The 15,483-nt window shown below is 40.8% G+C and carries 14 protein-coding genes and 1 pseudogene; 11 read left to right on the forward strand and 4 right to left on the reverse strand.

Annotated features, from left to right (window positions below; genetic code table 11):
• From LG003_RS21310 to ychH, 7 genes and pseudogenes are all read left to right on the forward strand, one after another.
• Positions 1 to 610, forward strand: a pseudogene (locus LG003_RS21310) (hypothetical protein); the annotation flags it as partial.
• Positions 611 to 1,059: 449 nt separating this feature from the next.
• Positions 1,060 to 2,565, forward strand: coding sequence for a hypothetical protein (locus LG003_RS21315; protein WP_112879567.1), 1,506 nt, complete (start codon positions 1,060 to 1,062; stop codon positions 2,563 to 2,565).
• Between the two features lie 438 nt (positions 2,566 to 3,003).
• A complete protein-coding gene (locus tag LG003_RS21320) occupies positions 3,004 to 4,506 on the forward strand; it encodes a hypothetical protein (protein WP_112879568.1) in 1,503 nt (500 codons plus the stop codon).
• Between the two features lie 174 nt (positions 4,507 to 4,680).
• A complete protein-coding gene (locus LG003_RS21325) occupies positions 4,681 to 5,367 on the forward strand; it encodes a hypothetical protein (protein WP_112879569.1) in 687 nt (228 codons plus the stop codon).
• Entirely contained in the window at positions 5,364 to 6,689 is a 1,326-nt protein-coding gene (locus LG003_RS21330) for a hypothetical protein (RefSeq protein ID WP_112879570.1), read from the forward strand. Before LG003_RS21325 ends, LG003_RS21330 begins: the two co-directional genes overlap by 4 nt.
• Positions 6,690 to 6,807: 118 nt before the next feature.
• Entirely contained in the window at positions 6,808 to 7,770 is a 963-nt protein-coding gene (locus LG003_RS21335) for an Ig-like domain-containing protein (RefSeq protein WP_112879571.1), read from the forward strand.
• A 523-nt stretch (positions 7,771 to 8,293) separates the two neighbouring features.
• Complete coding sequence (gene ychH, locus LG003_RS21340) at positions 8,294 to 8,569, forward strand: stress-induced protein YchH (protein ID WP_112879572.1); 276 nt, start codon at positions 8,294 to 8,296, stop codon at positions 8,567 to 8,569.
• Between the two features lie 105 nt (positions 8,570 to 8,674).
• Here the strand turns inward: ychH and prs are convergent, their stop codons facing one another.
• The 3 genes from prs to lolB all read right to left on the reverse strand — a co-directional run bounded on the left by prs (position 8,675) and on the right by lolB (position 11,184).
• Complete coding sequence (gene prs, locus LG003_RS21345; protein WP_146747441.1) at positions 8,675 to 9,622, reverse strand: ribose-phosphate diphosphokinase; 948 nt, start codon at positions 9,620 to 9,622, stop codon at positions 8,675 to 8,677.
• A 63-nt stretch (positions 9,623 to 9,685) separates the two neighbouring features.
• Entirely contained in the window at positions 9,686 to 10,561 is an 876-nt protein-coding gene (ispE, locus tag LG003_RS21350) for a 4-(cytidine 5'-diphospho)-2-C-methyl-D-erythritol kinase (protein ID WP_112879574.1), read from the reverse strand.
• Positions 10,561 to 11,184: a lipoprotein insertase outer membrane protein LolB gene (gene lolB / locus LG003_RS21355; protein ID WP_262981592.1), complete on the reverse strand. Its 624-nt coding sequence runs from the start codon at positions 11,182 to 11,184 to the stop codon at positions 10,561 to 10,563. Before lolB ends, ispE begins: the two co-directional genes overlap by 1 nt.
• A gap of 376 nt (positions 11,185 to 11,560) precedes the next feature.
• On the opposite strand from lolB, the gene hemA reads away from it, so the two are divergent.
• Genes hemA through LG003_RS21375 form a run of 4 tightly spaced genes read left to right on the forward strand, consistent with a single transcriptional unit; the run spans position 11,561 to position 15,116 of the window.
• Positions 11,561 to 12,823, forward strand: a complete 1,263-nt coding sequence (gene hemA / locus LG003_RS21360; RefSeq protein ID WP_112879576.1) for a glutamyl-tRNA reductase — start codon at positions 11,561 to 11,563, stop codon at positions 12,821 to 12,823.
• A 31-nt stretch (positions 12,824 to 12,854) separates the two neighbouring features.
• On the forward strand, positions 12,855 to 13,937 hold the full coding sequence (gene prfA, locus LG003_RS21365) for a peptide chain release factor 1 (protein WP_112879577.1): 1,083 nt from the start codon (positions 12,855 to 12,857) through the stop codon (positions 13,935 to 13,937).
• Positions 13,937 to 14,785: a peptide chain release factor N(5)-glutamine methyltransferase gene (gene prmC / locus LG003_RS21370; protein WP_112879578.1), complete on the forward strand. Its 849-nt coding sequence runs from the start codon at positions 13,937 to 13,939 to the stop codon at positions 14,783 to 14,785. Before prfA ends, prmC begins: the two co-directional genes overlap by 1 nt.
• Positions 14,769 to 15,116 carry a transglutaminase family protein gene (locus tag LG003_RS21375; protein ID WP_262981593.1) on the forward strand — a complete coding sequence of 116 codons (348 nt, stop codon included), beginning with the start codon at positions 14,769 to 14,771 and terminating at the stop codon, positions 15,114 to 15,116. Before prmC ends, LG003_RS21375 begins: the two co-directional genes overlap by 17 nt.
• A gap of 30 nt (positions 15,117 to 15,146) precedes the next feature.
• On the opposite strand, the gene tnpA is transcribed toward LG003_RS21375, so the two are convergent.
• On the reverse strand, positions 15,147 to 15,483 hold a 337-nt coding region (gene tnpA / locus LG003_RS21380; protein ID WP_262981594.1), incomplete at its 5' end, for an IS200/IS605 family transposase.

Raw genomic sequence — 15,483 nt, forward strand, 5'->3', positions numbered from 1 at the left:
AACGCAAAGCATGTCTGCTGTCATTACTGATCTGAGTCAGTTGGATATACCATCTATTTTAGTGCCATATGCTAGTGTTCCAAATATTGGCAATAATGGGTTATATTATTACGTAGCTGATGTAATAGGAAACATAACTATGTCATCCGCCCTCTATTTTGATTTGACGAAGTCAGTACCAAATATACCACCAGAGATTAAGCGTATATTAGCGAGACCTAGAATTTTTAATCATAAACGACAGGAGGAATTTAGCTGGCCAGGTAAGATTAGTCTTAAATATATTTTAGGTGGAGGGTTGGATGCCCATATTGCTGTGGGTAAAAACAGTGGGATAGAGGTAAACAGTGTTATTAATGTACGTATTTACGTTAATGGTATTATCAATGACAATCCATCTTCGAAAATTTATCCTATCGATCCTCATACGGTAACTGCCGACGAAGCGGCAGCAGGAGAGGCTATTATTCCGCTTGGTATGGCACCCTTTATGAATGTAGACTCGCATTTTGATGGTACGCCAGGCTCGGTTTATATCACTTACAGCGTAGGCCAAAATGAATCTAAGATTTGGTTTGGACATATTGATACTGTCCCACCTAGGAAATAAATTTAACTGATTGAGCTTTTAACTGTTTGTTGGAAAATGCTCACGCATTTTCCATTTTTCCGAACATATTTCTTATTGGTGAACTGGCGATTTCTTTATTACCGAGCTATAATATTTCATTAAGCGTTGTCATTTTATTTTCAAACAATGAATCACGAAATTAATGGTGGAGCATGAATAATGGTCAATGTGGCGAAAAGTGATTTAACAATTATCCTAATTTTAATCCAGGATATATTATGACTATATAGGATATACTTGGATATAAAGCTTATGTTATGAGTAGTGGATTTATTGCTATTGCATTAATAGCTAAAAAACTTATTTGTGTGATAAACTAAACAGAAAGGAGGGAATAGAGAGTAAGCATCGTTGTATAAACGCATTATTTTGACAGAAAATTAAGTGTTTGTTACTTATTGGTGTTTAACTTTAATATGAGGTTTAATATGTCGACACTTACAACAGATATCGTTTCAGGAATAACGGTTTTAGAAGAGTGCCCGGTTGTTATTACCGTGACTTATTTAGGTGATGAGTCTCATAAAGTAACGGAAACGACTGACATAGTGTATAGTACCCCAGAAAATACTCATTTTGATAAGACTCCTCGTATTTTAAGAGATGTCGAAAATAATACCTGCACTGCAAAATTTGTTGTTACTGCTAATTCTGGTGCCAGTGATTTTACCATAACATTCTCAATGGATAAGGTTACGGACCCTGATGCTAAATTGGAAATTGTATTTCATCCTATTGATAAAGATGGCTTTTCACATGCAGCGTTTGAACCTATCATTATTGGCGATTCGCTGATAAAAGATTTATCTCCGGCAGCAGATAATGAGGAGCCTTCTGAGTTTAATGGCAGCCTCCTCGTCAATATATATGCGTTGAGTAAAACAAATGAGCCATTACCCTATTTTCAAATCCCTCTGGTAATTAATAATTTAGTGCGTATTTTTGGGTATGATGGAGAACAGATTACGGAAGAAATATTACCTCTTGCTCTAAATTACAATAATAATAAATACTATATTAATACAAATAATGAAGGTTTTGTTGCTTTAAAAGTTTTCCCCAGTAAGAAGGAGAGTGGTAATTATACAGTTGATATGTTCACGGAATTGCCGGATTTTTCAAAGAAATCTTTATCAAATATTCTGTTTGTTATAGAAGACATTGCTCCAACGCTTGCAGCACCAGATATTGTAGAACTGAATGGTAATAAATTGACTCCATCAGAAGGAAATAGCAGTACAGGTTTTCATGTGAATATCCCATTTTATAGAGGTGTTAGGCCGAAAGACACAGTTTTCTTAATGATCAGAGAAGGTAATGATGAAACACCAAGTGCGTCTGCTGTTGTTAATGATTTGAATCAGTTGGATAATTTTTTTATTCCAGTTCCATATGCCAATATTCCAAATATTGGCGATAATGAGTTATATTATTACATTGCTGATGCAGTGGGAAATATCACTATGTCATCTGCCCTCTATTTTGATTTAACGAGGTCAGTACCGAATGAGCCACCAGAGATTAGGCGTATATTAGCGAGACCTAGAATTTTTAATCATAAACGACAGGAGGAATTTGGCTGGCCAGGTAAGATTGATCTTGAATATATTTTAGGTGGAGGATTGGATGCTCATATTGCTGTGGGTAAAAACAACGGAATAGAGGTAAATAGTGTTATCAATATACGTATTTACGTTAATGGTATTGTCAATGAGAATCCATCCTCAAAGATTTATTCTGTTGAACCTCATACGGTAACTGCTGACGAAAAGGCGGCTGGAGAGGCTATTATTCTGCTTGGTCAGGCACCTTTTACTAATGTAGATTCATATAGTGATGGTACGCCAGGCTCGGTTTATATCACTTACAGCGTAGGTAAAAAGGAATCTAAGATTTGGTTTGGACATATTGATACTGTTCCACCTAGACGATGAATTTAACTGATTGAGATTTTACTTGTGTATGGAAAATGCGTAAGCGTTTTCCATTTTCCCGGACATGTTTCTTATTGGTGAACTAGCTATTTCTTTATTACCGAGCTATAATATTTAATTAAGCGTTGTCATTTTATTTTCAACCAATGAATCATGGAACTAATGGTGACAGTATAAATAATGGTAAGCATGGCGAAAAGTGATTTAACAATTACCGTAATCTTAACCTGTAACTATATAGGGTATATTTGGATATAAAGCTTATGTTATGAGTGGTAGATTTATTGCTATTACATTAACAGCTAAAGTAAATAATTTATTTGTGTGAGAAACAGGAAGGAGATAATAGGTAGTCAGTATCGTTGTGGGAGCGCATTATTTTGATAGAAATTAGACGCTTATTGCTTATTGATGTTTAACTTTAATATGAGGTTTAATATGTCGATACTTACAGCAGATATTGTTTCAGGAATAACGGTTTTAGAAGAGTGCCCAGTTCTCGTTACTGTAACTTATTCAGGTGATGAGACTCATAAAGTCACGGAAATGACTGATATAGTGTACAGTGACCAGCAAGATGTCAGTTTTGATGAGATCCCTCGTATTTCAAGGGATGTCAAGAATAATACCTGCACTACAAAATTTGTTGTTACTGCCAATTCTGGTGCTGGTGATTTCACCATAACATTTTCAATGGATAAGGCTACGGACCCTGATGCTAAATTAGAGATAGCATTTCATTCTATTGGTAAAAATGGTTTTTCACATGCAGCGTTTGAACCTATCATTATTGGCGATTCGTTGATAAAAGATTTTTCTCCGGCAGAGGATGATGAACGACCTTCTGAATTTAATGGTAGCCTCCTCGTTCATTTATATGCGCTGAGTAAAACAGATGATCCGTTACCTTATTTTCAAATTCCCCTGGTAACAGATAAGCCAGTGCGTATTTTTGGTTATAATAGAAGGCAACCTACAGCAGAAATATTGCCTTTTATTAGAGGGTTAAATAGCAATAAATACTATATTAATACGAATAGTAAAGGTTTTGCTGCCTTAAGAGTTTTCCCTAGTAAGGAAGAGAGGGGTAACTACACAGTCAATATGTTTACAGAGTTGCAGGGTTTTTTAAGGAAATCTTCATCAAATATTCTGTTTATTACAGAAGATATTACTCCAACGCTTGAAATGCCAGATATTGAAGAGTTGGACGGTGATAGATTAACACCATCAGTAGGAAATAGTAGTACAGGTTTTCATGTGAGTATCCCATTTTATGAGAGAGTTAAACCGAGAGATAGAATTTTCTTAATGATCAGAGAAGATAATGATGAAACGCCAAGTGTGTCTGCTGTCATTACTGATCTGGATCAGTTGAATAATCCGTTTATTTCAGTCCCATATGCCAGTATTCCAAATATTGGCGATAATGAGTTATATTATTATAGGGCTGATACAACGGGAAATGTAACGATGTCATCTGCCCTCTATTTTGATTTAACGAGGTCAGTACCGAATGAGCCACCAGAGATTAGGCGTACATTAGCAGCGCCTAGAATTTTCACTCATAAAGATCAGATCGAACTTGGACAGAGAGGTAAGATCAATCTTGCAAAAATTTTAGGGGGAGGGCTGGATGCACATATTGCTGTGGGTAAAAAAAATGGAATAGACGTGGATAGTGTTATCAATGTACGTATTTACGTTAATGGTGTTGTCAATCATAGTCCATCTTCAAAAATTTATTCTCTAGAACCTCATACGGTAACTGCCGACGAAGTGGCGGCTGGAGAGGCTATTATTCTGCTTGGTCAGGCACCTTTTACGGGTGTAGACTCATATCGTGGTGGACCAGGATTAGTTTATATCACTTACAGTGTAAGAATAAAGGACTCCAAGATTTGGTTTGGACGCATTGATACGGTTCCCCCTGGACAATAAATTTAACTGATTGAGTTTTTATTTATTTGCTGGAAAATGCTTGAGCATTTTCCATTTTTCCGGGCATATTTCTTATTTGTAAACTGGCGATTTCTTTATTGCGTAACTATAATATTTTATTAAGCGTTATCATTTTATTTTCAATTAATAAATCATGGAGTTAATGGTGACAGTATGAATAATGGCATATCAAGTGTGATTATCACAGAAAACGCGGCAAAAAGTGATTTAACCAATTATCCTAATCTTAATCCCAAAAATATTGTGACTATATATGGTCTACCTGGACATAAATTCTATGCTACGACATCTATCGGTGCTTTTATTGTAGACGATAATGTTGATGTAGATCAGATCACATTGACGTTAGATGAGACTGGAAAAGGGCATTTTTATGTTCGTTCTCCGTTTGAACATAAAAATATTGAAAATAATGAAGAATTTTCGGCTTTTGTGATGATTTCCCCACAAGAGGACATCAATAAGGTAATATCTTTCCCGCTTATTTTTGGTAATTATCGTCAGTCTGATGAGGCTATAATATTTACCGCCTATAATTATACTACAGGTGCTCCGGCAGATGGGAAGACGCCTTGTTCGATCTATCTTTTTATTGATCGTGAAAATAATGATGATATTAATCAAATCCGTATAAGAGTTAATAATAATGCAGTTATCGATGGTTATAATAAAGACTGGGCCGATATTCCATTAAAAGAGGATGGTAGTGCGACAGTGAATGTGACTAGCGATACAGTAGGTAAAGTTAATGTTTGGCTAACAGCGCCTGGTTCAGATTCAGGGGATAAAGTCAATTTTGTTTTATCATTCAGACCGATTCCAATGGGAGGTGAAATATGATTACTAATAACGACAATACTCTCATTCCTTTATCGTCGCCAAAATTGCCGCAAGCAGATAATAATGGTTTGATTGATGTTTCTGTTCAACAGAACCAAGATTTAATTATCAAGGTACCCTATTATGAGGATATAGAAATCTGGGATGTGATAGTGGTAAGTGTTGGGGGAATTTTTTCTCGACCATATCATGTTCAGAATATTGATCTTGATTTTTTTACTGTAACTATGCCGTTCTCTGAAATACCTGATGGTTGCTATAATGTGACTTATACATCAGCTGATGATTTCGAGAATGAAGATTTCTCTGAACCGACTGTTATTAAAGTTATTAATTCTCCATCGATAAAATTATTACCATCAATTTATCCAGATTCAACATCTGGCGTTATTCACTATTCATCTCTTGTGCAACATCGTGGGTTAAATGTGCATATCAGTTATCGGCAGATGCGGAAAGGAGATAGCGTCATATTCCATTGGCAAGGACATAATTTTAACTATGATTTAATTGCGCGGGCGGCTTGGGATGCACAACCAATAACAGTAAGCGACGAGGATGTTAAGCAGGGTTATGTTTCTTTAGTGGTGCCGGTGGAAAACGTGCTTTGTTTGGGGCAGGAAGGCGTGGGAACAGGGTATTATGAGGTTGGCAATACTATTTCTGCTCCAGGTTCAGTGATATTATCGCTAACGGATATGTCATCTGTCATGATATCAATTAGTGAAGGTGCGCCGATGGTATCTAATAAATATCCTAAAATAAAACCGAAAAACTTGGTTGCGGTTTATGGGCCGCCAGGAAAGAGTTTATTGGCGAGGGTTGAATCAGGAAGTATTGTTGAAGGGGATGGTACAAAATATCAATTTGCCCCCGATAGTTTCGGGTTGGCTTATTTCCATTTGCAATCTGAGGAAGCGGGTAGTTTTCGCTGTACTGTTTCTGCGGAGGATGGGGCTATAACACCGGGTGTAGGGCAGGCAATATTTAGCGAGTGGAGAGATGGAAGAGATATTATCGAAGCTTACGCATTTACCTCGGAAGTACCTGCTGATGGCGTGAGTGTGTGTAGTGGTTATGTTATTGTGGACCGTACTGTCTATTCCGGTAAAAGATTACTTGTTCGTACTGATGGCTCCGCGATAATTTCAGGTTTTGGTGATAACGAGAGAGAATTGCAGGTTGCGATTAGTAAAGATGGTTGTACAACTTTCCATATAACTAATACCAAAGCAGAAAAAAATAATGTGATAATAAGTTTACCCGATATTGATAAGTCGATTCAATTTTCTATTAATTTTAAACATTTTCCTTCTATTTAGTGTAAGGAATATTGTTAATTAGCATAATTTTATCAAATTGAAATCATTTTATTTTTTAACTTTAAATCGATGGTAATATATATAAATATACATGATAGTGATAAATTAGGAGAATGAAATGAATGACGAACAAGCACCAAAAGAGGCTAAAAAATTAAATTGGGTATCGAGTGAAAAAACGGAGACTGCGGATAAGTCTATATATATCGGTATAAAAGTAACTCAAGGTGGTTATTTATCTCATGAAACGAATGTAACTTTCACATTAGATAATGAATTTATGGTATTTAAGGAGAATAATGATCGTACAATTATAAAAAGTACGGGAGTAATGGGTAAGGTATCAGTTGAAATAATCTCTACTGATTCAACTCCGTGTCAAGGGAATGTATATGCTTGTTTAGAGGATGATACTCAAATAAAAGTCCCTCCTCTCCAGGTCGAGTTTACTGCTGTTCCTCAATTCGTGGCATCTCTTGAGCTTAACCGAGAAAAAAATGATGCATGGGCTAATAGCAACGATAAAAATATAGTAATTGCAACTGCGTATGATAAGTCTGGTAACAGAATTAAAAACCAAAAAGTAACCTTCAATGCTGATAGTGAAGCAACGATATATCCATCATGGGGTGTAACAGATAAAGATGGTAAAATATCCGTCTCAATACGATCTGATAACGTTGGAGAGGTGACACTCACGGCACAATCGGGAGATATCATAAAGGCTACAATTGTGTGTTTCACCTATAATCCATATCGGTTAGAGATCACAGAATATCCACCTGTAATATATTCATTTGACTACGGTGTTGTATCTGGATATTTATATAAAAATGATATAGGTCAACCTAATATAGTCATATCAGTATCTACGGGGCTTTTTATATCGCTGGCTGATGATGGCAAAGATATCATTACCGATATAAATGGATGTTTTAGCTTTAAAATTTATTCTAGTTACATTGGATCTTCATATCGTTATGAACCGCCTAAAATGGAATATACAGCAATTGGTATAGGTTGCCTGGATGATCGGATACATTCTCGAGTACCGATAACGTTAAACACATTACTGTATTAGACGCTGGATATTTAGGAGATACTGATTGCGTGGTTTATTATTGATTAAAGATATATAACCTGGATGGAATTTCACAACTATCATTGTTATATACCCAATGGATTTCAAGATGCATCGCGACGGCAAGGGAGAGAATCCCCGGGAGCATAGCAAACTATGTGACCGGGGTGAGCGAGTGCAGCCAACAAAGAGGCAACTTGAAAGATAACGGGTATACATCAATATTTAGTTAAAAACCTGAACTTCTCTTTAAGTGAAGTTCAGGCTATCTAACTCATTATTTCTTCATGTTATTTCTCACAATGATGAGGGAATTGTTATTAAATCTCCTTTAGTTGTGATCGCGTCCGCAATGACCTTTTATGAAATAGGGCTATACTATAAATAGGCTATAAAGTTATATAGAGTCAATTAACGTTAGCTGTTGAATTTTCGGTTCTTAGTGTTCACGGGATAGTGTGTATTCACGGATAGTGTGTATTCACGGATAGTGTGTATTCACGGAGAGTGTTGGAGGTAACATATGAAACGTCAAAGTGCCTTCATAGTCGGTAATGTATTGATGGGTGTCGGTATGTTCACCATAGTGAGTAGCCTGGCTTATACATTACTGCCTCACATCTTCGGTTTTGGCTGGCCTGAGTTTTTATCTGAAGCAGCGCTATTGGGCGTTTTTATTGGTGCGCTAGTTTGGTTGGCTGGTGCCGGTGTGGGAGGCCGGGAAGGTGTGGCAGATCGTTACTGGTGGCTAAGAAACTATGATGAGCGTTATCGTCGTAGTAGTCATCGGTATCCATAACAAAAATGGAGAAGTATTATTCTTCCAGAGTAAGCAGAAAACCCGTTGAAGCTCTTGTACAACGGGTTTTTTCTTAAATAGCGATATATGAGTACAACTTATTTATTAGTGCTCAAACATCGCAGAAATTGACTCTTCATTACTGATACGCCGGATCGCTTCAGCTAGCATACCGGACAAAGTGAGAGTACGAACTTTATTGAGCGCTTTGATCTCAGCAGACAATGGGATGGTGTCACAGACAACCACTTCATCAATCACCGAGTTTTTAATGTTGTCCACCGCATTGCCGGAGAAAATCGGGTGAGTAGCATAGGCAAAGACACGTTTTGCTCCGCGTTCTTTTAATGCTTCAGCCGCTTTGCATAAGGTGCCGCCGGTATCGATCATGTCATCGACTAGCACGCAGTCGCGGCCAGAGACATCACCGATAATATGCATCACTTGAGAAACGTTAGCGCGTGGGCGGCGTTTATCGATGATTGCCATATCCGTATCATTCAGCAGCTTAGCAATAGCACGTGCGCGGACAACCCCGCCAATATCCGGGGAAACAACGATAGGGTTTTCTAACTCTTTCTGTAGCATATCTTCCAGCAGAATTGGGCTGCCAAATACGTTATCAACTGGAACATCAAAGAAACCTTGGATTTGCTCAGCATGCAGGTCAACAGTCAGTACGCGGTCTACACCGACACTGGACAGGAAGTCTGCAACAACTTTGGCGGTAATTGGCACACGGGCGGAACGGACTCGACGGTCCTGACGAGCATAACCGAAATAAGGGATTACTGCGGTAATACGTCCTGCGGAAGCACGACGCAGTGCATCAACCATAACGACTAATTCCATCAGGTTGTCGTTAGTCGGTGCACAAGTGGACTGGATGATGAAAATATCACCACCGCGCACATTTTCGTTAACTTGCACGCTGACTTCACCGTCGCTAAAACGGCCGACAGCAGCATCTCCAAGATTAGTGTACAGGCGGTTGGCAACACGTTGTGCTAGTTCCGGGATAGCGTTACCAGCAAAAAGCTTCATATCGGGCACGAGAAAGACCTCAGGCTTGCGTCCAGAGAGATATTGTTGACCAATGCTAAATAACATATTTATTCATTGGTTCAATAACACGGGTATCCCAGAGCGGAAACTGTGCAAAGGTGAATTGTTAACGCCACGCGCAACAAAACCCTGCAACCACTCAGGGGCTTGATTTAACACCTTACGGGCCGATGCTTCTGATTCAAACTCACCGAATACACATGCACCGGTTCCGGTCAGGCGTGACGGCGCGTATTCTAGCAGCCATGAAAGAAGCTGTTCAACCTTACGGAAACGTTTTCTTACAAGAGATTCACAATCATTTACGTACGGAGCCTTTAATAATGCGGTCAGAGGGCGAATTGGCGTATCACGTTTTAATTCTGGATCTGTGAAGACACGCAGAGTTGAGATTTCAATACCAGGATGCGCAACCAGATACCACTTTTCTTCCGGCTCTGCTATGTGCAGGATTTCACCAATACCTTCTGCGAATGCGGCATGCCCTTTGACAAAGATGGGCACATCCGCACCAAGGCTCACGCCGAGGGCTGCCAGTGTTTCGTCTGTGAAACCGGTTTGCCAGTGATAATTCAGGGCAATGAGTACGGTAGCCGCATTGGATGAACCTCCGCCTAACCCACCGCCCATTGGCAGACGTTTGTTGATCTGAATATCAGCACCTTTATGAGCAATACCTGTATGGTGTTTGTCGCTGTAGGATTGTAAAAGACGTGCTGCGCGAATAATCAGGTTGTTATCGTGTTCCACCCCCTCTACGGGTGTCAGTAAACGGATTTCATTATCCTGACGAGGGGTAACCGTAATTTCATCACCATAATTAAGAAATTGAAATAGCGTTTGCAACTGGTGGTAACCGTCAGCTCGACGACCGGTGATATAGAGAAATAGGTTAAGTTTTGCCGGTGAGGGCCAAGTTAATGTCATTATTTTGTGGTCCAGTTATCCATTTTCAGTTTAATGCGGCGATCACCCTGAATCAGTTCCAGACGGTTGGGAAGGGCGAGGGTTGTTGAGGTATCGTAGGATTGATAATTAACCTGCCATGTCGCGCCATGTTGCTGGTAATTGACGGTTTTCAATAGATGGTTAGCATCCAGTTTAAAGTTTTTGGCATCACCGGGTAAACCTGTTATCCAATGCCGCAAATTATCTAATGGAATATCCATATTGGTGAGCTGATAAATTATCTTTTCAGGATTATCACTGAAATATTTTTTACCTTGGCTATCGGTTAATTGCGTCATGTCTGGCTGAACGAGCAGCTCTAATTCAGTGCTGCCTAGCGGATTAGTCAGTAATAAACGGTAGCGTTCAGGATGATATTGTTGCCAGAAAAAGCGGGCATAAACTTTTTTCTCATTAGACAGATAGGCAAAAGATCCACGTGTTTGATATTGATTTAATTGCTGTAGCTGTTGGGTATGTGCTCGCCATTGGGGAGAATCCGCCGAACCTGTTCCGCCAGGTTGCGTTAATGTACAGGCGGTCAACAGTACACAAGAGAGCGGCAATAGGCGGAATAGTGATAATTTTTGTATTGGCTTCATCGGTAATCCCTGTTTAATAACGTGAAAACTTTTACATCACTTAATAATGAAGAATGAACTATTAATCCAGTTAAATTTCAAAAAAATGTTCTGAATAATGATATCAGACACTGCTGATTGTCTTTTATTGAGCTGAGGTATCAAGTAGAATGCACAGCTTATAAGAGTCCTTATTAAGGGTGATGATTTCATCAATATATACCCTATGGATTTCAAGATGCGTCGCGACGGCAAGGGAGTGAATCCCCGGGAGCATAGCGAACTATGTGACCGGGGTGAGCGAGTGCAGCCAACAAAGAGGCAACTTGAAAGATAACGGGTATAGAATGTTTTTTACGATGAACTGTCTCTCTGCTGATAACTCAATGAAGTTGATATGACTTTGTTAGCACTTGGTATTAACCATAAAACGGCTCCTGTATCCTTGCGTGAACGGGTGACTTTTTCTCCAGACACGATTGGTGAAGCGCTTGATAACCTCCTCCAGCATCCCCTGGTGAAAGGGGGGGTTGTGTTGTCAACGTGTAATCGTACAGAGCTTTATCTCAGCGTAGAACAGCAAGATAATCTGTATGAGCAGTTAATTGGCTGGTTGTGTGAATATCATCAACTCAATCCCAGAGATCTAAAATCCAGTATTTACTGGCATTGTGATAATGAAGCTGTTAGCCACTTGATGAGAGTGGCGAGTGGGCTGGACTCGTTGGTGCTTGGAGAACCTCAGATTCTTGGGCAAGTGAAGAAAGCATTTGCCGAGTCGCAGCACAGCCGCTCTTTATCGAGTGAACTGGAGCGACTATTTCAGAAATCATTTTCTGTCGCCAAGCGCATCAGAACGGAAACAGAGATTGGTTCGAATGCGGTTTCTGTTGCATTTGCCGCTTGTACTCTGGCGCGGCAGATTTTTGAATCACTTTCTGAACTGAATATTTTGCTGGTCGGTGCCGGAGAAACAATTGAGCTAGCGGCTCGTCATTTGAAAGAGCATCGTGTGCACCATATGATGATTGCTAACAGGACAAAAGAGAAAGCACAGATATTGGCTGATGAAGTTCAGGCGGAAGTGATCACCTTGCCTGAAATTGACATACGTTTAGCTGAAGCTGATATTGTTATTAGTTCGACTGCCAGCCCGTTGCCTATTATCGGTAAAGGGATGGTTGAACGTGCATTAAAGTTACGCCGTAACCAACCGATGTTGCTCATTGACATTGCGGTTCCTCGTGATATAGAGCCTGATGTGGAAAAACTCAATAACGTCTATCTCTACAGTGTTGACGATTTGCAGGCAATTATTCAGCAGAATCTTGCGCAGCGCAAAGCAGCGGCGGTGCAGGCTGAATGTATTGTTCAGCAGGAAAGCCGTTATTTTATGGACTGGTTGCGTTCGCAAGGCGCAGTGAATTCAATCCGTGAGTATCGTAATCAGGCAGAACAGGTGCGAGCTGAAATGGCTGCTAAGGCACTGACTGCTATCAATCAGGGAGCTGACGTAGAACAGGCAATCAATCAATTGACTCATCAATTGATGAACCGCCTGATACATGCTCCTACCAAATCACTCCAGCAAGCAGCCAGCAATGGTGACCTGGAGCGTCTTAATTTATTACGTGACAGCCTGGGGCTGGAACATAATTAACCATATCTCGGAATAGGGTCTGAAACCAAGAATGAAGCCTTCTATTGTTGCTAAATTGGAAGCATTGCAAGAACGTCACGAGGAAGTTTTGGCTCATCTCGGTGATGCCGATGTGATTGCTGATCAAGAACGTTTTCGTGCTTTGTCGCGGGAATATGCTCAACTGACTGATGTGACGAACTGTTTTAAGGCCTGGTGTGCTGTTCAGGATGATCTTAAAGCAGCTGAAATAATGCTTGATGACCCTGAAATGCGGGAAATGGCACAGGAAGAGATCAGGGACGCTAAGGTTCGCAATGAAGAATTAGAGCAGCAACTACAATTGTTGCTGTTGCCGAAAGATCCTGATGATGAGCGTAACTGTTTTCTTGAAGTGCGTGCAGGAACTGGTGGTGATGAAGCGGCTATTTTCGCCGGGGATCTGTTTCGTATGTACAGCCGTTATGCTGAATCCCGTCGTTGGAAAGTTGAGGTCATCAGTGCTAACGATGGTGAGCATGGTGGCTATAAGGAAATTATTGCTAAAGTTTCCGGTGAGCAGGTTTATGGTCATTTAAAATTTGAATCGGGTGGTCATCGTGTTCAACGTGTACCGGAAACTGAATCGCAAGGGCGTATTCACACTTCTGCTTGTACCGTTGCGGTTTTGCCCGAGATCCCGGAAGCCGAGTTGCCGGAAATCAGTCCAAGTGATCTGCGTATTGATACGTTCCGTTCATCGGGGGCGGGTGGACAGCATGTAAACACCACGGATTCAGCCATCCGTATCACTCATATTCCAACTGGCATTGTCGTTGAATGTCAGGATGAACGTTCACAGCATAAAAACAAAGCGAAAGCGATGTCTGTATTGGCGGCCCGTATTCGCGCTGCTGAGGTTCGTAAACGTCAGGAAGCGGAAGCTTCTGAGCGCCGTAACTTGCTGGGTTCCGGTGATCGTTCAGATCGCAATCGTACTTACAATTTCCCGCAGGGACGGGTGACGGATCACCGCATTAACCTCACTTTGTACCGCCTTGATGAAGTGATGGAAGGCAAATTGGATATGCTTGTTCAGCCGATCGTGAATGAGTATCAGGCTGATCTATTATCGGCTTTGTCAGAGCAGGATTGATGGATTATCTATCTTGGCTTAAACAAGCCACAAGACAGTTATCGGCAAGTGACACTCCTAAACGAGATGCGGAAATTTTGTTGGGGTTTGTCACTCACCATTCCCGAACTTATATATTGGCATTCGGTGAAACGCAGCTGGCTCCAGAGCAGTTCAGCCAGTTGGAGACTTTACTCGCTCGTCGGGTGAAAGGTGAACCCATTGCCTACATCACCGGTGAGCGTGAATTCTGGTCGTTGCCATTAAATGTCTCTCCCGCTACGTTAATCCCGCGTCCTGACACAGAATGTCTGGTAGAAAAGGCGCTTGAACGGCTATCGTTGACACCTTGCCACATTCTGGATTTGGGAACGGGAACCGGCGCAATTGCATTGGCAATCGCGAGTGAGCGCCCTGATTGCCGGGTTACCGGGGTTGATATCAATCCTGATGCGGTGATGCTGGCGCAGGGCAATGCTGAAAAACTCAAAATACAAAATGTGGATTTTTTATTAAGTAATTGGTTTTCTTCGTTGAATAATCAACAGTTTGGTATGATTGTCAGTAATCCGCCTTACATAGATGAAACCGATCCACATCTATCTCAGGGCGATGTTCGGTTTGAGCCAGATAGTGCATTAATTGCGGCAAAACAGGGAATTGCTGATCTAAATACCATTATTGATCTATCTCGCCATTTTTTGTTACCTGGTGGGTGGTTGTTATTGGAACATGGTTGGAAACAGGGAAATGTTGTAAGAAGCCTGTTTTCTGAAAGTGGTTATCGGCAGGTGGCTACTTTTCAGGATTATGGCGGTAATGAGCGAATAACACTGGGTCAGTGGAAAAGTGATGAAAGCCATAGCTGATTATGAATTTAATAATGCATCGTTAAGTAGCGGTATCCTGTTAATTTCCCGAACATTACGTTCTGATTTTCCTCAGCATTCAGTGGAAATGCAGCTTCAAGCATTGATTGATGAAGCCAGACGTGAAATATCTCTGCAGCTAAATATAGAAGAACGGTTGGAAAAATTACTGAGACTTTTTTATCAAAGCTGGAAATTCGGCGGTGCCCGCGGTGTTTATTGTCTGTCGGATACATTATGGCTAGATAAAGTACTGCAAACCCGCCAAGGTTCCTCTGTTGTTTTAGCAAGACCCGCCGTAAACCCTAGCCCAGTGCGGGCGGGGATATAAGGCGAAAAGCCCGAAGGGCTTTAGGGCTGGCTACTCCGGGGTATTCTGGCTGAGCACATACGCTTTGAGCGTTTCTATCGTGGCACCACCGGCGCTACAGGCAAAATAAGAGCGTGACCACAGAAGCCCCGTTTTGCTCTGCATCCGCAAATGGGTATTTTGCTGACGAAGCAGGCGCGACGATACCGATTTTAAATTATTGACCATCACACTGACCGCCAGTTTGGGCGGATGGGCTATCAGCAAATGGACGTGGTCTCGTTCGCCGTCCATCTCGATAATGTCGCATTCAAGTTTTGCCGCTGCTGAACCAAAAGCCTCACGCAGCTGAGCGATCATCTGTCCGTCAAATAGCTTGCGTCGATAC

Origin of the sequence: Photorhabdus kleinii, from assembly GCF_025384885.1 — a bacterium.
Classification (GTDB): Bacteria; Pseudomonadota; Gammaproteobacteria; order Enterobacterales; family Enterobacteriaceae; genus Photorhabdus; species Photorhabdus kayaii.